Source organism: Neolewinella xylanilytica, assembly GCF_002934605.1.
Taxonomy (GTDB): Bacteria; Bacteroidota; Bacteroidia; order Chitinophagales; family Saprospiraceae; genus Neolewinella; species Neolewinella xylanilytica.
Genome location: NZ_PTJC01000008.1, coordinates 61,060 through 84,725, shown reverse-complemented (window position 1 = coordinate 84,725; position 23,666 = coordinate 61,060). Strand labels below are relative to the sequence as shown.

At 60.3% G+C, this 23,666-nt stretch carries 20 protein-coding genes; 10 read left to right on the top strand and 10 right to left on the bottom strand.

Going from position 1 to position 23,666, the window contains the following annotated elements; all coding sequences use genetic code 11:
* Positions 1-256 precede the first annotated feature (256 nt).
* Positions 257-2,857 carry a prolyl oligopeptidase family serine peptidase gene (locus CLV84_RS20020; RefSeq protein WP_104421626.1) on the top strand — a complete coding sequence of 867 codons (2,601 nt, stop codon included), beginning with the start codon at positions 257-259 and terminating at the stop codon, positions 2,855-2,857.
* Between the two features lie 23 nt (positions 2,858-2,880).
* On the top strand, positions 2,881-4,305 hold the full coding sequence (locus CLV84_RS20015) for an alpha-L-fucosidase (protein ID WP_104421733.1): 1,425 nt from the start codon (positions 2,881-2,883) through the stop codon (positions 4,303-4,305).
* 174 nt (positions 4,306-4,479) lie between these two features.
* Here CLV84_RS20015 and CLV84_RS20010 read toward each other — a convergent pair whose 3' ends face one another.
* Positions 4,480-6,642 carry a hypothetical protein gene (locus CLV84_RS20010; RefSeq protein ID WP_104421625.1) on the bottom strand — a complete coding sequence of 721 codons (2,163 nt, stop codon included), beginning with the start codon at positions 6,640-6,642 and terminating at the stop codon, positions 4,480-4,482.
* A 199-nt stretch (positions 6,643-6,841) separates the two neighbouring features.
* Here CLV84_RS20010 and CLV84_RS21925 point away from each other — a divergent pair, with 199 nt between their 5' ends.
* The 4 genes from CLV84_RS21925 to CLV84_RS19995 all read left to right on the top strand — a co-directional run bounded on the left by CLV84_RS21925 (position 6,842) and on the right by CLV84_RS19995 (position 9,880).
* On the top strand, positions 6,842-6,997 hold the full coding sequence (locus tag CLV84_RS21925; RefSeq protein ID WP_170067797.1) for a hypothetical protein: 156 nt from the start codon (positions 6,842-6,844) through the stop codon (positions 6,995-6,997).
* Between the two features lie 153 nt (positions 6,998-7,150).
* A complete protein-coding gene (locus tag CLV84_RS20005) occupies positions 7,151-7,777 on the top strand; it encodes a tellurite resistance TerB family protein (protein ID WP_104421624.1) in 627 nt (208 codons plus the stop codon).
* 63 nt (positions 7,778-7,840) lie between these two features.
* Entirely contained in the window at positions 7,841-8,209 is a 369-nt protein-coding gene (locus CLV84_RS20000) for a DMT family protein (RefSeq protein WP_104421623.1), read from the top strand.
* A gap of 78 nt (positions 8,210-8,287) precedes the next feature.
* Entirely contained in the window at positions 8,288-9,880 is a 1,593-nt protein-coding gene (locus CLV84_RS19995) for a sulfatase family protein (RefSeq protein ID WP_104421622.1), read from the top strand.
* Here CLV84_RS19995 and CLV84_RS19990 read toward each other — a convergent pair.
* Complete coding sequence (locus CLV84_RS19990) at positions 9,877-12,195, bottom strand: transglycosylase domain-containing protein (protein ID WP_104421621.1); 2,319 nt, start codon at positions 12,193-12,195, stop codon at positions 9,877-9,879. The two genes, CLV84_RS19995 and CLV84_RS19990, sit on opposite strands and share 4 nt — an antisense overlap.
* A 298-nt stretch (positions 12,196-12,493) precedes the next feature.
* Here CLV84_RS19990 and CLV84_RS19985 point away from each other — a divergent pair, with 298 nt between their 5' ends.
* The 3 genes from CLV84_RS19985 to CLV84_RS19975 are packed head-to-tail and all read left to right on the top strand — an operon-like array spanning position 12,494 to position 16,792.
* A complete protein-coding gene (locus tag CLV84_RS19985; RefSeq protein ID WP_104421620.1) occupies positions 12,494-14,125 on the top strand; it encodes a S8 family peptidase in 1,632 nt (543 codons plus the stop codon).
* A gap of 1 nt (position 14,126) precedes the next feature.
* On the top strand, positions 14,127-15,161 hold the full coding sequence (gene selD / locus CLV84_RS19980; RefSeq protein WP_104421619.1) for a selenide, water dikinase SelD: 1,035 nt from the start codon (positions 14,127-14,129) through the stop codon (positions 15,159-15,161).
* A 41-nt stretch (positions 15,162-15,202) separates the two neighbouring features.
* On the top strand, positions 15,203-16,792 hold the full coding sequence (locus CLV84_RS19975; RefSeq protein ID WP_104421618.1) for an FAD-dependent oxidoreductase: 1,590 nt from the start codon (positions 15,203-15,205) through the stop codon (positions 16,790-16,792).
* On the opposite strand, the gene CLV84_RS19970 is transcribed toward CLV84_RS19975, so the two are convergent.
* On the bottom strand, positions 16,777-17,379 hold the full coding sequence (locus tag CLV84_RS19970; protein ID WP_104421617.1) for a PNPOx family protein: 603 nt from the start codon (positions 17,377-17,379) through the stop codon (positions 16,777-16,779). The genes CLV84_RS19975 and CLV84_RS19970 overlap by 16 nt on opposite strands.
* Before the next feature lie 349 nt (positions 17,380-17,728).
* Between CLV84_RS19970 and CLV84_RS19965 the strand changes: the two genes are divergently transcribed.
* Complete coding sequence (locus CLV84_RS19965; RefSeq protein WP_104421616.1) at positions 17,729-17,941, top strand: hypothetical protein; 213 nt, start codon at positions 17,729-17,731, stop codon at positions 17,939-17,941.
* Here CLV84_RS19965 and CLV84_RS19960 read toward each other — a convergent pair.
* From CLV84_RS19960 to CLV84_RS19930, 7 genes are all read right to left on the bottom strand, one after another.
* Positions 17,924-19,000 carry a GNAT family N-acetyltransferase gene (locus CLV84_RS19960; RefSeq protein ID WP_104421615.1) on the bottom strand — a complete coding sequence of 359 codons (1,077 nt, stop codon included), beginning with the start codon at positions 18,998-19,000 and terminating at the stop codon, positions 17,924-17,926. The two genes, CLV84_RS19965 and CLV84_RS19960, sit on opposite strands and share 18 nt — an antisense overlap.
* Positions 19,001-19,046: 46 nt before the next feature.
* Positions 19,047-19,673, bottom strand: coding sequence for an ABC transporter ATP-binding protein (locus tag CLV84_RS19955; protein ID WP_104421614.1), 627 nt, complete (start codon positions 19,671-19,673; stop codon positions 19,047-19,049).
* On the bottom strand, positions 19,663-20,463 hold the full coding sequence (gene lpxA / locus CLV84_RS19950; protein ID WP_104421613.1) for an acyl-ACP--UDP-N-acetylglucosamine O-acyltransferase: 801 nt from the start codon (positions 20,461-20,463) through the stop codon (positions 19,663-19,665). Before lpxA ends, CLV84_RS19955 begins: the two co-directional genes overlap by 11 nt.
* Before the next feature lie 40 nt (positions 20,464-20,503).
* The gene (locus tag CLV84_RS19945; RefSeq protein WP_104421612.1) at positions 20,504-21,892 is read right to left on the bottom strand and encodes a bifunctional UDP-3-O-[3-hydroxymyristoyl] N-acetylglucosamine deacetylase/3-hydroxyacyl-ACP dehydratase; all 1,389 of its coding nucleotides are present in this window, start codon (positions 21,890-21,892) and stop codon (positions 20,504-20,506) included.
* A 63-nt stretch (positions 21,893-21,955) separates the two neighbouring features.
* Complete coding sequence (locus tag CLV84_RS19940; RefSeq protein WP_104421611.1) at positions 21,956-22,687, bottom strand: ABC transporter ATP-binding protein; 732 nt, start codon at positions 22,685-22,687, stop codon at positions 21,956-21,958.
* Between the two features lie 11 nt (positions 22,688-22,698).
* Positions 22,699-22,995, bottom strand: coding sequence for an Asp-tRNA(Asn)/Glu-tRNA(Gln) amidotransferase subunit GatC (gene gatC / locus CLV84_RS19935; protein WP_104421610.1), 297 nt, complete (start codon positions 22,993-22,995; stop codon positions 22,699-22,701).
* Between the two features lie 68 nt (positions 22,996-23,063).
* A complete protein-coding gene (locus tag CLV84_RS19930; RefSeq protein WP_104421609.1) occupies positions 23,064-23,597 on the bottom strand; it encodes a 2'-5' RNA ligase family protein in 534 nt (177 codons plus the stop codon).
* Between the last annotated feature and the right edge of the window lie 69 nt (positions 23,598-23,666).

The window sequence follows — 23,666 nt, the reverse complement described above, 5'->3', positions numbered from 1 at the left end:
TCTAGCATAGGCTGTTGGCTTCTACTCTCCGTATACCGATGGACCGTTCCGGTAGTGGTTTATTCGAATCGCCATAATGTCCCGTCGCCGGGCGCGCAGGCCTACAGCAAATGAAGAAGCGGGGGACCAATATTATAGTGTGTTAACGTACACGCATTTTGGTCGGTGACGAGTATCTTGCTCCCGGGCAATACCGAATGCCAATGCTGCTGCCCGCTATGCTCCTGATTTAACGCTCCCACACGCCCGTCGCACTATGACACATCATCGCTTGCTAATCGGTATACTCTGCCTTCATCTCGTCGCTCTGGCCCACGCCCAGGAGCGCCAGGGCAACATCGTAGAATACTTCGGCAAGGAGAAGATCGACGAAGTCAGCGAGGGGGAGATCCTCCACCTGTTTGAGGAAGGGCTGCTGCTTACCGGGCTGCCGCGGAGCTTTGGCGTGGAGCCCGTTCGCTACGAGGCTGTTCTGGCCGATTTCGTCGGCACGGCGGATACGACCATCGCCCCGGGCGACGCCTACCGGGCGGATGGGGGAGAAGCACTGGCCTGGGACACCATCACCATCAACGAAAAGGGGGAATTCAGCGGCAACGTCCGGGGCGGCTACCTCTTCCTGACTTACGAGGCCGATCGGGCACGAACCGTGCTGCTCGAAGCTTCCGGCCACACCACCGCGATCGTCAACGGGATGCCTCACGAGGGCGATCACTACGATTTTGGCTGGAGTCTGGTTCCGTTGCACCTGCGCCCCGGCGCCAATTACATCCTGCTGAGCGGCGGACGCTTCAACCAGATCCGGGCCCGGCTGCTCGTCGCCGACGAACCCGTTCAGTTCACCCGGCGCGACATGACCCTGCCGGACCTGCTTGTCGGGGAAAGCGATGACCTTTGGGCGGCCGTCCGCCTGATGAACACCACCACCGAAGCCTTCCGCGGGGGCACGATCACCGCCCGGGTAGGGGAGGCCTCCGCCGAGCATGAGGTCGGCCCGGTAGAACAACTGCTGGTACAGAAGGTGCCCTTCCGACTGCCAACGCCAACGGGGATAGCCGAGGATTCCACCTACGCCGTGGTCCTCGAACTGCGTGACCGGAGCGGTCAACTCCTAGATACCCTCCAGGTGGAGGTTAACGCCCGCTCGAAGGACGGCCATCACAAAGAAACCTTCGTCAGTGCCATGGATGGCAGCGTGCAGTACTACAGCGTGGTGCCGCCGCTGACCCGGGGGACCGGCGGGAACGGGATCGTCCTGACGGTGCACGGCGCGTCGGTCGAAGCCGTCAACCAGGCCGCGGCCTACCGCCCGAAGGACTCGCTCTACATCGTGGCGGCTACCAACCGCCGCCCCTTCGGCTTCGCCTGGGAAGACTGGGGCCGGCGCGACGCGATCGAGGTGCTTGACATCGCCCAGGCGAAGTTTCAGACCGACCCCCAACGCAGCTACCTCACCGGCCACTCGATGGGCGGCCACGGCACCTGGCACATCGGGGTCACCTATCCGGACCGCTTCGCCGCCATCGGCCCCGCCGCCGGCTACGCCGACCTGACCGGCTACCGGAAGTGGTCGCTGAACCGACTGATCTCCCGACCCGACAGCTTCTTCGTCCAGTGGGGCACCACCCGCGCGGATTTCCTGCGGGAACTCGAAGGCACCCAGCCCACCGATGAGCTGCAGCGCATGGCCGATAACGTGCTGCGGGCGGGCAACCAAAGCCGGACCCTGAAACTGAAGGACAACTACCTGCACTACGGCGTCTACATCCTCCACGGGGAGAAGGACGAAGTGGTGCCGACCGGTCTGGCGCGGGAGATGCGGGCCCTGCTGGGCACCTACCACGACGACTTCGCCTACTACGAGTATCCCGACGGGGCCCACTGGTTCGGCAGCGAGAGCGTCGACTGGCCACCGCTGTTCGACTTCTTCAATTTCCGCCGGCTCAAGACGGACGAGGAAGTGGACCAGCTGCGCTTCCAGACCGCCTCCCCCGGCATCTCGGCGAGCTCTCATTACGTGACTATCTGGCAGCAGGAGCGCCCCTGGGAGATCAGTTCCTTCGACCTGGAACGGGGACCGGATACCCTGAAGCTGACCACCGATAACACGCGGCTGCTGCGGCTCGACCTGAGTGGAGGCATCCGCGATTCCCTCGACCAGTTGGAACTCGACGGACAGGTCTTTGCGATGGAGGAGCTTTCGGCGGAAGCCTTTTTCGCCCGGGAGCAGGGTAGCTGGGCCGTAACGACGGCCCCCCCGGCCACGGAGAAATCACCGGCCCGCTACGGTTCCTTCAAGGATGCCTTCACCAATAATATGGTCTTCGTCTACGCAACTTCCGGGAGCGAGGCTACCAACGAATGGTACCTGCACCGCGCCCGCTACGACGCCGAGCGGTGGGGCTACCGGGGGAACGGTAGTATCACCCTGGTAAAGGATACCGACTTCCGGGCCGCGGACTATCCCGACCGCAACGTCATCATGTACGGGAACCGCGACAACAACGCCGCCTGGTCCACGCTGCTGGACCACGCCCCCTTCGACGTCACCGACGGTACCATGACCCTGGGCGATAAGCAGTTCGCGGGGTCGGACGTGGGTGCCTACCTGATCTATCCCCGGTCCGACAGCGACACCGCCAGCGTCGGGGTGGTCACCGCCACCGGCGCGGCGGGCCGCCACGCCGCCTACGCGAACGACTACTTCCTGGATACGACCTTTTATCCCGACGTACTCATCTTCTCCTCCGCGCTGCCCCGGGCGGGCGTATCCGGCCTGATCGGCAGCGGCTACTTCGGTAACGACTGGCAGGTGGGGAGCGGCGACTTCGAATGGAACCCCGCCACCGCCCGCTAAGCCCCCCGGAACACCCAACGACTATGCTCAGACGATTCCTTCTCGCGCTTGCCTGTCTCATCACGATCGCGGCTTCCGCCCAGACCGACAACCTGCACCGCCAGAGCACCGTCTACGAACCGCCCACGGATCCGGCGGTGATCGCCAAGCTGGAGGAGTGGCAGGACCGCAAATTCGGGATGATCATCCACTGGGGGCTGTACGCCGTCCCCGGGATCATGGAAAGCTGGACGCTCTGCTCGGAAGACTGGATCGACCGGCCGGACCACATGAGCTACAATGACTACAAGGAGTGGTACTGGAACCTGAACGCGGTCTTCAATCCCGTCAACTTCGACCCCGGACAGTGGGCCGCCGCCGCGGATGCCGCCGGGATGAAGTACGTAGTCTTCACCACTAAGCACCACGACGGCTTCAGCATGTTCGATACCCGGCAGAGCGATTACAAGATCACGAGCGGCCCCTTCCGGGACCATCCCCGAGCCGACGTGACGAGGCACGTATTCGACGCCTTCCGGGAGAAAGACATGCTCATCGGCGCTTACTTCTCCAAGCCCGACTGGCACAACCCGAATTTTTGGTGGGACAAGTACGCCACCCCCGACCGGAACGTGAACTACGACATCCGCAAGTACCCCGAACGGTGGAAGGCCTACCAGGACTTTACCTACAAGCAGATCGAGGAGCTGATGACCGGCTACGGCGCGGTAGACATCCTCTGGCTGGACGGGGGTTGGGTACGCCCGAAGCACACCGTTACGGAAGAGGTGATCGCCTGGGGGGCACCCATTCCGGAATTCAGCCAGGAGATCGATATGGACAGCATCGCCACGATGGCACGTCGGGAGCAACCGGGCATCATCATCGCCGACCGCACCGTGCACGGTCCCTACGAGAACTACCAGACCCCGGAGCGGCGGGTGCCCGAGGAAAAGATCGACAACCCCTGGGAGAGCAACCTGCCGTTCGCCAACAACTGGGGATACGTGCCGAACGATGAGTTTAAATCCGTGCATACCGTTTTGCATACCCTGGTGGAGATCGTCGCCAAGGGGGGCAACTTCCTGCTCGGGGTGGGCCCCACCCCCGACGGGCTCATCCCACTGGACGTCGTAGCCCGTCTCGAAACCATCGGCGAATGGATGGATATCAACGGCGAGGCCATCTACGGCACGCGGGCGGTGGAGCATTACCAGGACGGCGACGTCTTCTTCACGGGTAAAGGAGACCAACGCTTCGCCATCGCGCTACGGGAGGAGGATGCGCCGTTGGGGGAAATCACCTGGTCCGGTAATGTGCCTGCGGGGCGGGAGTTACGCCTACTGGGCTACGAGCGGCCGCTGCGTTGGGAGCAGAAGAACGGGCGGACGGTGGTTCGGCTGCCCGACAACCTGCCGGCGGCGGTTGGGGACCAGGCGGCTTTGGTGCTGGCGTTTGCCGTAAAGTGACTTTTGCTCAAATTCCGGCCCGGCCCTAAAAGGGACGCTGACTTCCTAAAGAGGTCATCAGCGAGCGGGGGAGCTCGCTATCGACGACGCAACGAGTAAGGGCCTCGCTAATAACCGGCCCTCCAACCTAAAGCGGTTCCGAATTGGCAATAAACAACTACCGGGATACAGGCACTACAGCATCGGCCGCAATCCTTCCCACCGCACTTCCCAATCCGCCGGAAAGCCGCTTCCCGCCGGGGTATCCTCGCTACCGGCCGCCATCAATGCCAGGGCCGATAAAAAGCCTCCGTTGCCGGGCAGGTAGAGGCGCAGGTTACTGCGCTGGTAATTGTGGCCGTTCTTTAGAAAGATGTTTTTCGGGACGTCCATCAACAGGGCATCCACCGCCCGTTCCGGCTGACCGAGGCGAGCGGCGGTCATGGCGGTCAGCGGGAAATCCCAGCCCCAGGTCTCTTCCCAGTGCCACACCTTCCAGATGGTGTCCAGTGTCCGCACCATGGTAGCCAGGTCCAGCCCTTCGGTGGCGGGAAGCAGACCGTAAGCGCCGAGTACGCTCGGGTGATCGGTCATGTACGGCTCGGTAGTGTAGGAATCGGGGGCGCTGGCGGCCGCGAGGTAGAGTCCGTCCTGGACGGGGAGGGGAGATAGCTCGTCCAGCACCCGGTCCCAGTCCGCGCGGCGTTCCTCCCCCAGACGCTCCCGCCACTGCTGGGCTACCTCCAATCCCCATTTCCAGTAGGCCAGTTCGAAGGTGGTATTGAAGGTGGTGTCCGCCCCGAAGCGCTCCTGGGCGGCAATCACGCCCGGGCCCAGCACCCGTTCCTGTCGGGTGGAGTCGTAGTAGGCAAAATCGGCCATGAAGGCGGCGCTCTCCGCGACGAGGGGGGCGTACCGCTCCAGAAAGTCCGTACTCGGATCCAGTCGGTAGAGCATTTCGGCGAAGTAGATCGGGTGGGGCTGTTGCCACAGCAGGTAGGAGCCGATCGAGGAGGCCGTTTCCCCGCCGGAGGGGTCCGTCATTTTCTGCCAGCGTACGCCGCTGAAACCCTGTCGCTCGGCAATGGCTCGTGCTCCCGGTAGTGCCGTGAAGTACCAGTCCAAATACCGCTGCAGCACCTCCGGTTCGCCCCACTGACCGAAGTGCACCCCGTGCCACCAGGCCATTTCCAGGTGGGGTTTGCCGTACCAGGAGTTGTAGGTCAGTCCCGTTTCCTGGGGCGGCATGGATCCCGACGTATTCACGTGGGTGAGGTAGCGGGAGAGCACCATCCGCCGCTCCAGCTCCGCGGCCCGGGGATCGGCAACGGCCTCGAAGTCGATGATGCCGCCGTCTTGCCAGTAGGCGTGGTAGTCTGTCGCAATGGCCTCCAGGCTTTCCCGTACGATGGGTACCGGTCCGTGGACCGGCGCAGGGGAGAAGGCCACCGATACCGACCAGGTATTCGACTGGGCGGACGGCCGGAAGCGGTAGCCGGTAGGCAAGGAATCGATCGCGGCAAAGGGCCGGCCGCCGTGGACGGCCGTATAGTACCGGGTCGTATCCACCGTATGGGTGATCCGCCACTGCCCCGGCTCGATCCGCTCGGCCCCCAACCGGTCCTGTTCTCCGTCGTCGAATAAAGCGCCCGCGTCCACCCATTCGCCGGTGGGGTAGGGGTAGGTAACGTTCAGGGCCAGCCGGCCCGCCCGCAGTAGGGGACTGTCTACCGTGACGACCAATACGTCCGCATCCTGCCGCGTGGCCGTGACCACTTCTACCGGCGTGCCGTCTACCGAAAAGCGGGTATGGATGCGGCCGTTCCACATATCCAGTTCCTGCTGTATGTTCTCGATGTCGGCTGGCGCGGCCACGGTTCCGTCGGCGAGCCGGATGTCCCAGCCGATGGAAGCCAGCGGCATGCGGTGGGGGTTTTGCCGGAGGTAGTTGGCCGCGTCCTGGGCCTCGCCCGCTTCGGACCACTGCACGGAGTAGGGCACTTCCCGTCCGTGGCTGGCCGTGTAGCGCAGCGTCTGGTCGATAGTGTAGCCGGCGTCGGAGGGAAAGCTATGCCAGCCCCACTCCGAAAAGGTCCCCAGGGGGATGCCGTTCGCGTAGTGTTGGGGGAAGGTCTGTAGCCCGGTGGCGTCCACGGTCACGGCGAAACGGCCGTTGCCAACCGTAAGCGCGTTGAGGGTATCCATCCGGTTGAGGGTCACCCGGTGGCGGTCGACGATCGGCTGGCGGTCGATGGCGGGCTCCTGGGCCAGCCCGGTTCTTGGAAGTGCGCAACCCAAGGCAAGCAGCAAAGCGGCAGCCGCGAAGGATGGGGAAAGTCGGGAAAAAGTAAACTGCATGTCGACGATTGATGGGGGAAGATAACATGACTTTCGATCGTGGCCGGTTGGTTCCCGGTGGTTCCTACGGCTCCCGCGCCCGGCGCCCTAATTATATTTTCCGTTCTGGCGTGACTTAAGAAATACGACAGACAGGCTGACCGCGTTCTGTAGTCAATCGGCGCATTGTTGCGCCTGCCTCACCCATAAATCCGCTCTCATGATTGTACTGTGTACCCTCCTCCTGGTTTTCATCGTATTGTTTTTGCTGCCGTTCCTGACCTTCATGATCATCTTCAAGAGCATCGATTACGGTCGCTTTGACAAGCGCAGCGGCCGGAACTCCGCTTCCCTCTCTACCCAAACCGGTGCCTGAACGGCGTAATTTGCCTTTCCCCCGGTGCCGCTTTTCTATATGGCGCCGGAGCGCAGGAGCCAACAATCTCATCGAACACAATGGCCGGGTTCGCGCGTTATGACCCACGAACCCGCGCACTTACGTAATACGATGCGCCGATCCTAACCGTGTATGACTGTTTTCGACACCCGGAGTGTCACGATTACCTTTCGTTCAGCCAGCTTTACCTGCCCGGAGTGCGCCGGTGAACAACCCTACCACCACCAGAAGGTCCGGAAATACCTTGCCCTATTCACCTATCCGGTCGTTCCCCTGCGGCAACTCGGGGAGTACGTCGAGTGCCAACACTGCCAAGGCACGTATGCGCTCGACGTACTGCAACGTGGCCGGTCCGAACCGGATCATACCGAACGCTCCGTCCACGAGCTAGCCATGCGCCATACCATGGTGCTGATGATGCTGGCCGACGGCGAGGTCGACGACAACGAGCTGGACACCGTGCTGGAAATTCTCAATCGCTTTAGCAAACGGACGACCAGCCTGATCGACCTGGAAGTGTACGTCGAGCAGGTCCGTCGCCAACCCCAACCCCTGGGTACTTACTTGCGGCGGGTGGCCCCCTCCCTCAACGATCACGGCAAGGAAACCATCATTCGTTGTGCCATGGCGGTAGCCTCCGCCGACGGCAAGATAGACCGGGAGGAAGTAGAGGTGATCCGGGAAATGGCCCGTACCCTGGAGCTTACTTCCGACCAGCTCCACCACATCGTACTCGCCGATGGCGCGGTCGCGGCCTAAGAAAAGTTGTTGCCGTTATATCCTCCCCACAACTGAACTTTGCGCCCGCAATCGTGACCGTTTATGCGCGCAATGGGTACCGTTTTATTGCTCATCCTCAGCAATTCCTTCATGGTTATGGCCTGGTACGGCCACCTGAAGTTCGGGGAGTGGAAGTGGTTCAGTAAACTCGGCCTGGCCGCCATCATCCTTGTCAGTTGGGGGATCGCGCTCTTCGAATACATTTTTCAGGTTCCCGCCAACCGCATCGGCTTCGTGGGCACCGGCGGGCCCTTCACGCTGATCCAACTGAAGGTGATCCAGGAAGTGATCACCCTTATCGTTTTTGCCGTCTTTACCGTGCTCGTTTTTAAGACGGAGCAGTTCCGCTTCAATCACCTGATGGCCTTCGGCTGCCTGATCCTGGCGGTTTATTTTACGTTTAAGAAGTAGGGTCGGGGGGAGTGGTACAAGCCCCGGCAACCCGGCGGGTACGGAGGCAATTTACCGGCGGTAGGATATCTTACGGCAATGTACCGCATCCTTACCCTATCGCTTCTCGCCACCCTGACTTACGCCTGCGCCCCGAACACCGACCTCGCCGACGATGGCGGCGGCGCACGTTCGCGCCCCAACATCATCCTCATTATGTCGGACGATCACGCCCAACGGGCCATCTCCGCGTACACCGACGAGCTCACCGAGACGCCGAATCTGGACCGGATCGCCGACGGGGGAATGCTGTTCACCAACAGCTTCGTCACGAACAGCATCTGCGCCCCGAGCCGTGCGGCTATCCTGACCGGTAAGTACAGCCACATCAATGGGAAGATCGATAACCTCAGTCCCTTCGATCCGAATCAGTGGACCTTTCCCGAAGCCCTGCACGATGCCGGCTACCGCACTTCGCTGTTCGGAAAACACCACCTTACTTACGTGCCGAAGGGGCTCGATGAATACCGGGCCCTCATCGATCAGGGGGATTACTACAATCCTACCTTCATCCACAACGGGGATACGCTGGAGCCGACCAAGGGCTACACCACCACACTGATCACCGACTACGCCCTCGCGGAACTGCGGCGCAATGCGGAGAGCGATCAGCCCTTCATGATGCTTTACTGGCACAAGGCCCCCCACCGCAACTGGATGCCGGACACCAGCGACCTCGACGGCCTGCTCGATAAGACTTACCCGGAGCCCGCCACGCTACGCGACGATTACGCCGGCCGGCCCGCCGCGGCTAACGCAGATATGCGCATCGCTGATATGTTCGTAAGTCAGGATCTGAAGGTCATCGAGGAATACGAACCCAACGACCCGGGAACGGGCGGCGCCACCTTCTGGGAAGGCGGCACGGAAAAAATGGCCAACTACTTCTACAATGAGATCGACCGGCTTCACCCGGACCAACGCGCCGCCTGGCAACCCTTCCTCGATCGGGTTGGTCGAGAATGGCAACGGGTAAAGGGCACGGACGAAGAACTTAGCTGGCGGTATCAGCGCTACATGCAGGATTACCTGGCCAGCGTGAAGAGCGTGGACGACAACGTCGGTCGCGTACTCGACTACCTGGACGAAAGCGGCCTGGCTGAGAATACCATCGTCATCTACACCAGCGACCAGGGCTTTTACCTTGGCGAGCACGGATGGTACGATAAGCGGTTCATGTACGAGGAAAGCCACCGCACGCCGCTCCTGGTCCGCTACCCTCCGCTGATCGAAGGCGGGACGACCTCCGACGCGCTGGTGCTGAATATTGACCTCGCGCCGACCCTGTTGGAACTCGCCACGACAAACGTACCGGACGATCTGCAGGGCCGCAGCCTGATTCCCCTGTTCGACGGCGAAGCACCGGATGACTGGCGCGACCACATTTACTACCGCTACTATCAGGAGATGAACAGCTTTCACCGGGTGGCTCGCCACGAGGGCGTACGCGGGGAACGCTACAAACTGATCCACTTCACCGAGCCGGGTTTCGAGGGCTACGAACTGTACGACCTACAGGAAGATCCCCTCGAAATAGAAAACCGCATCGACGATCCGGAGCTAGCCGCCGAAAAGGAGCGGCTGCAGACCGAACTACGGGAGCAACGCCAGAACTTACAGGTCACCGACTAGCCTGCGTCGTCACCGGATCCATTCGGTTCGTTCCCGACTTCCATGACCGGTAGGGTCTCACTCGGTACCTCGTCGCTATCCAGCTCTTCCACGACCTGGACGGGCGGGATGAAGGCGGAGCAGGCTAAATTTTGCCGAATCTCCCGGGAGATCTCCGGAAAGTCTTCCCCCAGCAGATGGTTAACGGAAGTATCCGCTTCCATTTCCCGAAGGAAAAACGCCCAGACGGGAAGGGCGGAATGCGATCCGTTGCCCATTTGTCCGCTGCGGAAACGAACACCGGTGTTTTCGCCACCGACCCAGGCGCCACCGGTGAGGTTGGGCGTACTGCCGAGGTACCAGCCGTCGGCCATGTTCTGGGTAGTGCCTGTTTTGCCGATGCTCGGACGGGTCACCCCGTATTGCCAGCGCAGACGGCTGGCGGTACCGCGTTCCACCACGTACCGTAACATCGTCTGCATTTCCTGGGCGCGCTCGTGCTCGAGAATGACCGTTGGTTGCGCGTGGTGCTCAAAGATGACCTCACCGTCGCCGTTCTCGATCCTGCTGATGTAATAAGGCTTCTCGTAGCGGCCGTTGTTGGCAAAGGTGGCGAAGGCGGTGGTCATCTCGTAGAGGCTGCTTTCCGCCGTACCGAGCGCGATGCTCGGGATGGGACGAATCTCTCCGCTCATGCCGACCTCTCGCGCCAGGTCCACGACGGGCTCGGGGCCGGTTTCCATAATCATGCGGACCGCGGCTACGTTGGAGGAGCTCGCCAGGGCCCCGTGCATGCTGTAGGTGCCGCCGTGTACCCAGTCCGAGTTGTGGGGCGTCCAGGGACCGTCTTCATCGGCGTAGGTACGCAGGGAGTTACTGAGCCGGTGGCAGGGGTCGTAGCCCTGGCGCAAAGCCGTTGCGTAGACGAAGGGCTTGAAGGTCGAACCCGTTTGCCGCCGACTAAGCACGTGATCGTAATGGCTGAACTCGAAATCGCTGCCGCCTACCCACGCCCGAATGGCTCCCGTACCGTGATCCAGCACCAGGAAGCCCGACCGCAAGAAGGCCAGGGAGTGTTTGACGCTGTCGAGGGGGGTAAACTCACCCACCAACGGCTCCGCGTTGGGGACGACCAACTCCATGGGCAGGGGGACGTTAAATTCCGCTACCAGTTCCGTGCTGTCCTTACCGGCTGTGCGGCCGAGTCGCCAGCGTTCGCTGTTGCGGACGGCTCCCCAAAGGGAGGCGTCGGTTTCCCAGGCCGCCCGGCGGCCGAGGTGACGGTCGAAATCCCGTTGGAGGGCGGTCATTTGCTTGCGCACCGCCGCTTCCGCGTGGCGTTGCACCCGCACGTCGAGGGTGGTGTGGATTTTTAGGTTGTCGGCGAAGAGATTATACGGCTCTCCGTCCGGACCGGTGATCTCCGCCAAAATCTTTTCCGCCTGCCGACGAACTGCCTGGGCGAAGTGAGGGGCTGGGCGCACCTCCGAAGTCTTACGGAAATAATTGAGGCAAAGCGAATCGGTGAGGGCCGTTTGCAATCCCTCCTGTGAAAGGTACCCGGCGTTTGCCATAAGCTGGAGAACCAGGTCGGTCCGCTCTGCATTCCGCTCGGGGGCCCGCACCGGGTCGTAGCTGCTCGTCCCCTTCAGGGAGGCGACCAGGCTGGCGGACTGGCGAACCGTGAGCTCGGCCGGTTCCTTCTGGAAGTAGCGTTCGGAAGCGGCGGCGATGCCGAAGGTGTTTCCCGGGAAGCTTACGGTGTTCAGGTAGCGCTTGATGACTTCCTCCTTAGGCATCACGTTTTCAAGCCGGTTGGCCAGGATACCTTCCCGCAGTTTATGCAGCAACAGGTCGACCGAGGTGCCGTAGCCGAGACTGGGCCGGCCGTAGGCATTCTTGATGAGTTGCTGGCTGAGGGTGGATCCACCGCCCTGGTCGTCTTCTCCAAGCAGCAGCGTTTTGTAGGCTACGCGACCGTAGGCTTCCCAGTCCACGCCGCCATGGGTGTAGAAGCGGCTGTCTTCGGTAGCGACCAGCGCTTCGATGAGGTGGTCGGGTAGGGCGTCGTATTCGGTGACGGTGCGGTCCTGGGCGTAGTACCGGCCGAGACTTTCTCCGTTGATGTCGTACACCTCGCTGCCGACGTCGTTGCGGTAATCCAGCAGCGCCTGGCGGGAGGGCATGGGCCCGAAAGCGCCGAAGCCGACCAGCGATAACAGCAGCCCAACGGCCAGTACTATTCCGACGAGTAGGCCCACGAGGGCCGCTACGGAATAGAAAGTTTTAGGTCGCGCCTTGCGCCAGTGGCGAAGGCGAATAAAATAGTCGTTCATAGTTGGTCGGGGGGTTACCGGCGGAATACTCCTTGTAAAACAAATCGTTTAACGCTATGTTTGTCTCCGGTTCCGTCATAAAGATGTCGGTAACCCGTGACGGGCGAAGCTTTTGGACGTCTGTATCCGGGGCAGGTAACGCTTTGCCGACCGGATTTTTAAGTTTTTCCTAACCAACGGTAGGGCCGATCGTCGGTTTTCACACCGTTCGGAACGTCGGTTGCACCTGCGCCCGGCGCCCCGGTTTTTCGTTACCCGTACCGTGATCCGACAAATATTACCCGCCAAAAAAGCCATTATGAAACAGCTATTATTTTCCCTGAGCCTGGTCCTTTCCCTGGGGCTGGCCGCCCAGAATACCGCCCCGCAGAACTGGTGGGACCTGGACCGCACCGAAGATTCCTTCCCCGGCGTCAGCGCCGCCAAAGCTAACACCTACCTCCAGGGCAAGAAAGCCAAACCAGTGGTCGTAGCCGTTATCGACTCCGGTGTCGACATCGAGCACGAAGACCTGCAGGGCGCCATCTGGACCAATGAAGGCGAGATTCCCGATAACGGGATCGACGACGATAAGAACGGTTACGTCGACGACGTACACGGCTGGAATTTCATCGGCGGAGCCGACGGACGCAACGTCAACTACGAAAACCTCGAAGTCGTCCGCCTCTACAACCGACTGCAAGCCAAGTACAACAACCGCAATCGCGACGGGCTCAGCAAAAAGGAAAAGGAAGAATACGACCGCTACCTGGAGTATAAGGAGCAGATCGACAGCAAGCGCACCGAACTCGGCCCCACCGCCGCCCAGTACGAAATGATCAAGGGGGCAGTGGACGCCGCCATCGAGGAACTCGGCAAGGAGGCCGAGGACGTAACCGCCGAGGATATTGCTACCCTCGAGAGCGAGGATCCGAACATCGCCATCGTCAAGCAGGTCGTCGCCAACGCCACCGCCAGCGGAGCCACCTTCGCCGATGTATACGGCCAGCTTGAAGGGGCCATGGACTATTTCGACTCCCAGTTGAAGTACAACTACAATCCCGAGTTCGACGCCCGCGAGATTGTCGGTGACAATCCCGAAGACCTCGACGAGCGCTTCTACGGCAATAACGACGTGGAAGGACCCGATGCGGCCCACGGTACCCACGTAGCCGGAATTATCGCCGCCGTGCGGGACAATGAATTAGGCGTTAACGGCGTCGGCGGTGACAACGTACGGATCATGAGTATCCGCACGGTCCCCAATGGCGACGAGCGCGATAAGGACGTAGCCAACGCCATTCGCTACGCCGTCGACAACGGTGCCCAGGTCATCAATATGAGCTTCGGAAAAGGACAGAGCCCCCACAAGGATGCGGTGGACGACGCCATGAAGTACGCCCAGAAGAACGACGTACTGCTGGTGCACGCCGCCGGCAACGACGGCAAGCTGCTCACCCTCCAGAATAACTTCCCCAACGATACCTACCAGGGACGCCGCCGCACGGGAAAGACCTGGATCGAAGTGGGCGCCGCCGGCAGTGCCTACGACGAAAGCCTGGCCGCCAGCTTCTCGAATTACAACAAAGATTACGTCGACGTATTCGCCCCGGGTGCCCGCATTTACAGCACCGTTCCGGACAACGGATACGAAACCTTCGACGGAACCTCCATGGCCGCCCCGATGGTCGCCGGGATCGCCGCCCTCATCCGCAGCTACTTCCCCGACCTCAAGGCGCAGCAGGTGAAGGAAATCATCGAACAGAGCGCCCTTCCGGTCGACCTGCAGGTCGTCAAGCCCGGTAGCGAAGGCGAAACCATCGACTTCTCCGATCTTTCCGCTACGGGAGGCTTGGCCAACGCCTATGCGGCCGTCAAACTCGCCGAACAAACGAAAGGCAAACTCCGCCGCCTGCGCGACGAGCGGGACGAAAGCCTGATCCTGTACTAGTATGATCAAACTGACGGAATTTTCCCATGGCGCGGGTTGCGGTTGTAAGATTGCTCCGGCCGTATTGGACCAGATCCTGGCCCAGACGGCCCCCGGTAGTCCCTTTCCCCATCTGCTCGTCGGAAACTCCGAACGTGACGATGCCGCCGTCTACGACCTCGGCGACGGCACCGCGGCGATCAGTACGACCGACTTTTTCATGCCGATCGTCGACGACCCGTTGACTTTCGGTCGTATCGCGGCGACGAACGCCATCAGCGACGTTTACGCCATGGGCGGAACGCCGCTGATGGCCATCGCCATTTTGGGCTGGCCGGTGGATAAGCTGCCCCCCGAAGTCGCCGGACAGGTAGTCGAAGGCGGGCGACAAGCCTGCGCCGATGCCGGTATTCCACTGGCCGGAGGACACAGCATCGACAGCCCCGAACCGATTTTCGGTCTGGCCGTAACCGGCAGAGTTTCCATCGACCGACTAAAGAAAAACGGCGGCGCCCGGGTGGGCGACCTGCTGTACCTCACCAAACCCCTCGGCGTCGGTATCCTGAGTACGGCTCAGAAGCAGAAAAAATTGCGCGACCGCGATGCCCTTCTGGCTACCGAGCAAATGGTGCGACTGAATGACATCGGTCCCGTTCTAGCCGGGATCGACGGCGTCCACTCAATGACGGACGTGACGGGCTTCGGCCTGCTCGGCCACCTCAGCGAGATGTGCGCCGCCAGCGGTACCTCCGCCCGGGTGGAAATGGACCGCGTGCCATTAATCGACGTAGCCGTGTTAGATTATTACCTCTCCCAGGGCTGTATCCCGGGCGGGACAAAACGGAACTTCGCCAGCTACGGCCACAAGATCCGACTCAACAATGACCGCCAACAGTACTTACTCGCCGACCCGCAAACCAGCGGTGGCCTGCTGGTGGCCGTGCGTCCGGACGCGGCGGCTGCCTTCGAGCGGATCTGTGCCGAACAGGACCTCTTAATTGCCCCCCTCGGAAGCATGGAGCCCGGCAGGCCGGGGGTGCTGGTCGAAGTAGTGTGAACCAATCGGCGGGGTAGTGCTTATATGGCAAAACTACCCCGATGACACCCGTACTTTCCCTTTCGCAACTTCCCGACGGCCACCTCCATAAAGTGAAAGTCGGTAACTATGACGTGTTACTGGCCAACGTGCAGGGAGAAGTATTTGCCGTTGAAAATAAGTGCAGCCATTACCACTTACCACTAGACAAGGGTGCCCTCTGCGAGCACCGCTTACGCTGTCCGTTTCACCACGCCTGCTTCGATATTCGCACCGGCGAGCAACTCGAGGCTCCGGGAATGGACGGCCTTCCGCGCTTCGAGGTCCGAATCGAAGACGGCCAGATTCAGGTCAGTGAGGAGCCGGTGGTTCGTAACGGACCCGAATCCATTCCTTCCCGCTCAGGGGCGAAAGCAACCGAACCGGGTCACTACACTTACGTGGTCGTGGGTGGAGGAACGGCGGCCGCCTACGCGGTAGAAGCCATTCGCTCCGCCGACCGGGAAGGTTCGATACTGATGCTGGGGGAGGAGGAACTGCCTCCCTACGACCGCACCAAAGTCAGCAAGAATTTTATGCAAGGCGACGACTCCGTGTACAGCCTCCCACTGCGCGACGCGGACTTCTACACCAAGATCGGCGTGACGTTTCGCGCCGGAGCGCGGGTGCAAAAGCTGCACCTCCAACGGAAGGAAATCACCCTGGCCAACGATGAGCGGATCACCTACGACCGAGTACTAATGGCCACCGGTGGTAAACCCCGGCAGTTGGACGTGCCCGGGGCCGACCTGAAAGGCGTACATACGATCAGGGAAGCCAAAGACGCCCTGGAAACGTGCAAGAAAGCCGGTAAAGAAACCCGGGTCGTCATTATCGGGGGAAGCTTCATCGGCCTGGAAACGGCCATGAGCCTCGGCAAGCGGGGGGCCACCATTACCGTCGTAACTCCCGACCGCATACTCTTCGAAAAGGTATTCGGGCAGCAGGTAGGTGCTTTCGTAAAGCAGCTCCACGAAAAAGAGGGCGTCGCCTTCCAGCTGGAGCGCAGGGTGCAGGAGGTAAAGGGACGCGACGGTCATGCGGTTGGGGTAGTGCTCGACAATGGGGAAGAATTACCCGCCGATCTCGTGGTCGTTGGCATCGGGGTGGCGCCGGCAACCGACTACGTCGAAGGCGTGGCTTTTCGCGACGACCATAGCCTTACCGTAGATGGACACCTGGCGGTACACGGCGATGGTGCCTGGGCGGCGGGTGACATCGCCACCTACCCCGACCGGGAGGGGATGGTCCGGATCGAACACTGGAAGGTAGCCGGCCAACAGGGGCGTATTGCCGGCAGGAACATGGCCGGTTCATCGGAAGCCTACACCATGGTGCCTTACTTCTGGACGAACCAACAGGGAACCAACTTGCGCTACGTGGGCCACGGTACCGATTACGACAATATCGTCTTCGACGGCACGCCGGGGAAAGGACCGTTCCTCGCTTTCTACGTAAAGGATCGTCACGTGCAGGCCTGTTTGGGCGTACAACGGGATACGGACGTGGCCGCGGTCAATGAACTCATGGCCCTGGGTAAGATGCCGGCGGTCGATCAGCTATCCGGCCGGGACTGGACGGGCATTTGCCGCTCCGTTCAGGGGACCAGGTAATGAAAGCTCCAGTCACCTCCGTTTCCCCGCCGGGCGGCCAGGCGGGTATTGCCTTCGCGATCCAATTTTACCACCTCCGCCCAGCGTAGTCGGGTAACGAAGATGCCAAAATTGGCGAGGGCATAATCCGTTTCCGGTAGGGTCCGATCTTTCCAGTCGTCGGGCAAGCCGGTCGCGGGGTTGGGAAGGGGGGTGCCGGGCGCGGCTTCGGTAGCGTACGCCTTGCGAGAATGCTTCGCCAGTCCGGCAAAGATCCGCTCGTGGTCCGCCTGGCTGGCGAGTCGGGTGGGTCCGCCTCCCGAAAATTGGATGCTGGTTTTCGGATCCCAGCAGAGGTAAGAAAATTCGGATCCCTCCTCCAGGTGTTTGACTTTGATGGCGCGCCGGTCGGAGTAGCAGGTCAGTCGACCCTCGGTCGGGTCGCAGTCCCGCAAGATAACCGTACGGGGACGAGCCACTTGCGCGTTCTCCGTGGTGGCCAGCGCAGCCGTGGCAAAGGGGGGGGTATCCGATGTCGTGGAGGCGGCCAGCAGTTGCCAGGCCTCCCGCCAGAGCGCGGGTGCAACGGATAGGAAGGGATCGCTCAAATTTTTTTACTTTTACGGCATTAAATATCGGTACATGTAAACAGTTTTCTTAGTTTTATACGTATGTACTAATAACCTCACCAATTGGTGAGGTTGCTGCTTCACGAGTACCAAAAGAATCACCATGCGTACCGCGCCGCCCTTTCCGAGAAGACAAGGAGCCCCAGACCACCGCAAGCGGTAACTGGCTGCTGTCAGCATAAGGCGCGCACGCATTAAGAATATGGGTTTTAGGTGTTTTTCTGGAGGGTTTGGGCTACGGCCCGAACCCTCTTTTTTCGTTCGGCCCGCCCCCGTCCAACCATCAAGGGAGCAAATCGTTTTAAAAGGGTAACCCCAACTCGGACCAATGGATTTTCTTACCCTTTTCGCAATCATCTTCGGCGTATTCGCCCTTAGCTTCGTGCTCATCAACATCAGGCATTTGCTAACCGGAAGCGAGTTTCGGGGGACCTGCGCCAGCAACAACCCCATGTTGACCAACAAGATCGGTAAGTGCGACGTCTGCGGAAAATCGCCAGAGGAAGATTGTAAAATGCCGGAGCTACCGAATGTTCAGTGAGCGGCAATAATCGAGAATGGCGTCGAGCTGTTTGCTCTTCGCCAGCAAGAGGCGCACGGCAAGCAGGTCGGTCACGAACTGGTCGGCTTCAAAAGATTGAAGATACTCCGCGTTAAACAATAATTGGGTCTGGACCATGTGCCGGCATTCCATCACGTAATAGCTGCTGGTCTTCGGATCGAAGGCCACCACCACCAGGGGGGCCTTGTCTTTTTGGCCTAGCGGTACCAGGTAAGGGTAGGGGAAGTAATCGTCATTCCAGATATCGTAGAGGCCGGCTTCAAAGAGCGGATATACCTTCAGCCGCACCTTGTGCCCGACGCTACTAAAACCTTCCACGAAGGCGGTGAGCGCGGCTACCTGGGCCTCTACCGGCGCCTCCGTTTGGGGGTCAAAGGTTCGGTAGGGTTGCCAGGCATCGGTTCGGATATCGTAATAATCTGCGTCCCCTAAGCGTAACTTATAGTCGAACCGTTGGTAGCCCGGCACCACGTAACCGGGATAGTAGTACCGAAAACCCTGTTCGAGACAGTATTCCATTTCCAGTAACATGGTGTAGTAACCGAGGCTAAAGTGACGCAAGTTCGGATCGAAGATGCCGAGGATACTGGCTGCCGATTCACTGCCCAGATCGAAGTAGCTGCAGGCGACTAACTGACCACTGACCTTTTCCCGTACCGTCGTTTCCCAGGTATTGAAGACCACTTCGTTGTCGTAGTCTTCCAGACTGTCGGCGATAGTGGGCGAGAGGCGGCCGTCGAAGCCGTCCGCGTAGCGCTGATAAAGGGATTCTCGCTCGTCATTGATGGTGCTCGGGCCAACCCGGACATCGAACAGCTGAGCGTTCTTGCGCATCAGCTTCCGTTGGCTCTTCGAAAACCGGAAGCCGTGCAGATCGATGCGAATCCAGATGGCGGAGTAGGGACGATTTTTAAAGAACAGAAAGTGGGTAGTGAAAATGGTCGAGCCCATACGGTACCAGCCGTTACCCAGGTGCCAATCGAGGCTTTCCGGGCTAAGTGTGAAGGGCGTACTTTTGTCCGCGTAACTGAATAGCATAGGGCGATTCGCCGCAGAGGGCGGCTGCAATATCTGAATTAAATCACTACAAATCCGTAACCGAGGCGCAAGCCTTAAGGTCGCGGGGGTCGTTGCTGGCGATTACCGTCAGCCGGCCGACGGCAAACCGCTGCAATTCCGCCTCGAACCATTCGGCCGCTTCCCGGTCGAGGGTAACGGTAGGTTCATCCAGCAGCAGAATCGGCGCCGCCGCGTAGAGTGCCGTGGCCAGGAGGATGCGTTGTCGCATACCAGACGAGCAATCGAGCAGCGGCCGATCGGCGAAGGGGGTTAAGCCGGTCCGGTCCAGGATAATGGCGGGCGTCATGCCCTCCGCCGCTGGCTTCAGCCGGAAATGGAAGGTGAGCATTTCCAGCACGGTCAACTCCTCTACGACCTCGAAATACGGGCCGGTCCAGCTAACGTAGCGGTATATCCGGTCTGGGGGGATAGCGACGCCGGCCTTTTGGAACACGACCCGGCCCCGGCTCGGGCTGAGCTGGCCGGAAAGCATTCGGAGCAGGGTCGATTTACCCGAACCGTTGCGACCGCGAATACCGTAAATGGTATCGGTATGAAATGCTTCGCTAAACTGTTTGATAACCCACTGGCGGCCGAATCGCTTCGATACGTCCTCCATTCGGACGGTCATTGCCGGCAGTTCAGTTGCCATCGTCCAGGGCCTGGAAGCTACGAATGATGCCGGTTTTTTCGGTCGCGTTAATGAAGGCGATCACCTCATCGCGTTCCTCGGACACCGGTACCGAAGCCTCGATTTCCGTTACCGCGTTGGTGATGTTGAGTCCCTTAACGAAAAGAATCCGGTAGATTTCGTGGATGGCGTTGATCTGGGTGATCGTGAAGCCACGGCGCTGGAGGCCGATGCGGTTAACCCCGATGTAGCTCAACGGCTCGCGGGCCGCGCGGATGTAGGGCGGTACGCTTTTACGTACCAGGCTGCCACCGGCAATGAAGCTGTGACGACCGATCCGCACGAACTGTTGTACGCCGACCTGCCCCTCGATGATGACGTAATCTTCCAGGGTCACGTGGCCGGCAAGGTTGACGTTATTTGCGATCACGATGTTATCACCCAGGATGCAGTCGTGGGCAACGTGGGCGTAAGCCATCAGCAGACAATTCTTGCCGATCCGCGTGGTGCCGGCTGCGGCGGTGCCGCGGTTGACGGTAACGAATTCCCGAATGGTGGTCCCGTCGCCGATCTCGGCGGTGGAGTATTCTCCCCGAAATTTAAGATCCTGGGGGATGGCGGCCACTACCGCCCCGGGGAAGATGCGGACGTTTTTCCCGATCCGGGCGCCGCCGTAGATAGTAACGTTCGGCCCGATATCCGTTCCCTCGCCAATCTCGACGTCCTCCTCGATGGTGGAGAACGGCCCTACGGTTACGCCGGCGCCAATTTTTGCATTTGGGTGGACGACGCTAAGAGAATGAATGGACATGAATGGGCTTGATAAATTAGGGAATGGGCGGTGTGGGGGATCAGCTTCGTCGGACGATCTGCGCGACGAGGTCGGCCTCGGAAACCAGTTTGTTCCCGACGTAGGCGGTGCCCCGCATCTGGCAAATGCCCCTACGCACCGGCGCGATCAGTTCCATTTTGAACAGGACCGTATCGCCGGGGACGACAAAGTTTTTGAATTTGGCGTTTTCGATCTTGAGGAAGTACGTGTCCCAGTTGCCGGGGTCATCCTGTTTGGTGAGTACCAACAGGCCGCCGGTTTGCGCCATCGCCTCGATCTGCAATACGCCGGGCATGACGTGATTGCTCGGGAAGTGGCCCTGGAAAAAGGCTTCGTTGAAGGTGAGGTTCTTCAGGCCGACGATGTGATTCTCCCCCATCTCGATAATCTTGTCGATGAGGAGGAAGGGGTAGCGGTGCGGCATGACCTCCAGGATCTGCTCGGTGGTGAAGACCGGCTCCTCGTTGGGGTTATAACGAGGCCGTCCCTTCAGACGCCGTTGATCGAGATAAGCTTTCTTGAGCAGCTTGGTAAAGGCTACGTTGACACGGTGACCGGGTTTGGTCGCCAGGATGCGCCCCCGGATGGGTACGCCGAGCAGGCTGACGTCGCCCATGACGTCCAGCAGTTTATGCCGGGCCGGCTCGTTGTGAAATTTAAGGTCTAGGGTATTCAGGATACCCTGCTCGGTGACTTCAACGGTTTCCTTCCCCATCTTCTGCGCCAGGGCGTTCAGCCGGGGCTGGGGCACGTGGCGGTCGGCAATGACGATGGCATTGGTCAGGTCACCCCCCCGGATGAGCTCGTGCTCGAACAGAGATTCCAACTCGTGCAAGAAAACGAAGGTGCGGCAGGGGGCAATCTCTTCGGCGTAGTCTTCGTAGCCCCGGAGGGTGGCGTACTGCTGACCGAGCACCGGGCTGTCAAAATCGATCATCGAGACCACTTCGAAGCCATCGTAGGGTAGGGCGACGATCTCCGAACCGGTGGCTTCGTCCCGGTAGGTAATGGGCTCCTCTACGACGAAATAGTCGCGTGGGGCCTCCTGCTCGACAAGCCCGGCCTCGAGAATGCGGGCCACGAAAGGACTGGCGCTGCCGTCCAGTATGGGCACTTCACCGCCGTCGATCTCAATGAGGACGTTGTCGACCTGAAGGCCGGAGAGCGCGCTCAGCAAATGTTCGATGGTGGAAACCGTCGCGCCACCGCTGCCCAGGGTCGTCGACCGCTCGGTGCTGACTACCCGGTTCACGTCGACGTTCATCAGGGGCTGGTCTTCCAGGTCCACCCGTTTGAATTTGACCCCGTGTCCTTCGGGAGCGGCTTTGAATACCAGATTCACTTCCTGGCCGGTATGCAGTCCGACCCCACTGATCGATACGGTATTGGCTATCGTACGTTGGTTCATATATACTATCGTAACGGCGGCCGGACACAGCTGTCCGGCTAATATGCGCGCAAAGATAGCACGTCAGGCCTGATTGTAACGATGCGTCGGATCGCTGGCGCGAATTATGTGATCGTTCGCCTCGTCGCTTTCCACTTCTCCGTCGCGCAAGCGGACGATGCGGTGGGCGTGCTCGGCAATGTCGGGTTCGTGGGTGACCAGGATGACGGTATTGCCCCGTGACTGGATATCCTCGAAGATTTCCATAATCTCGATCGAGGTCTTGGTGTCCAGGTTACCGGTGGGTTCATCCGCCAGAATAATGGCGGGATTATTTACCAGGGCGCGGGCGATGGCTACGCGCTGCCGTTGGCCGCCCGATAGCTCGTTCGGACGGTGGTCGAGCCGGTCGCCCAGTCCCACGGAGGCAAGCACCTCGGCGGCCCGCGCTTGTCGCTCGCCCTTACCCAGTCCGGCGTAAACCAGGGGGAGGGCCACGTTCTCCAGCGTGGTTTGCCGGGGGAGCAGGTTAAAGGTCTGGAATACGAAGCCGATCTTTTCGTTGCGGATATTGGCGAGCTCGGCATCTTCCATCCGGCTGACGTCGCGGCCGTCCAGGAGGTAGGAACCGGAGGTCGGGGTGTCCAGGCAACCCAGCAAATTCATCAGGGTGGATTTACCCGAACCGGAAGGCCCCATGAGCGCGACATACTCGTTGGTCTGGATCTGGAGGTCGATGCCCCGCAGCGCCCGGACTTCCGTCTGGCCCATAATGTAGGTCTTGGTTAACTGGGTGATGTTGATGACGGCAGGCATAGGGGGGTAGATTAATGATTGATGACGCGAGGTACCCGGAAGAATTCCCCGTCGCCATCGGGGGCATTTTCCAGAGCCGTGGCTCGGTGAAGGTGGGGGCCTGTTGTGTCGGCACGGAGCCGTTGTTCTACGTCGGTTACGTAGCGCAGGGGCTCGACGCCGTCCAGGTCTAATTCATTCAGCTTTTCTACCATCACCAGAATATTTTCCAGATCGCCCCGAAGTTTTTCGATTCGCTCCGGGGGTATTGCCAGTTTGGAAAGATCGGCCAGTCGCAATACTAGTTCGTCGTCAACGGTCATCGGCATTCTTTTCGACAAAGGTAGCCGATTCTTCGGCGGCCGTTCGGCGCGTCTGACTGGATCGGCCTGCCGGGCTACCCGCGGAAAGGCATCCGTTCGAGCAACTTCCACGGGCCGCCGTCGTAGCGGTGAAATTCAAGCCCCTTCGCGGTGATCGATAATGGTGCAAAATCACTGGACAGTTCCCGCAAGGTCCGCTTTGCCGTTTCCGGGGTGACTTTGTTTTGAACGGTCAGGTGGGGCTTATTCCACGGGCGGTCGTCCTGGGAAGTCAACTGATCGGCGAAAGCGGCCCGCGCCCGTTCCCGTATAGAGCCAAGTTGGGAGTTCGTAACCGGGTAAGCCACCCCTTTCCCCAGGGAGAACGGAGGGCCGACCTGCAGGCTCAGCGGTGGGGTTTCCGCGGAAAAGCCCCGGCAAAAATCGATAAAGTCCTGACGGACAGTAGCGGGGATATGGTGAAACAAAGTAACGTGTGCCGACAAATAATTTAGGTCGGTGGGAAATAACCGTTTCCGCAGTCGGTTAAATAGGTCTAGGTCAATGGCATCGATCCAGGCGGTGACGATCATTGGCCGATCGTCGGGTTCGGATTGAGTTTTGGGCATAACTGCCTTACTCTCTCGACATGTTTTGGTTCATTTGCCAACTATAAACCCGCGCCCGCCGCCCGGATC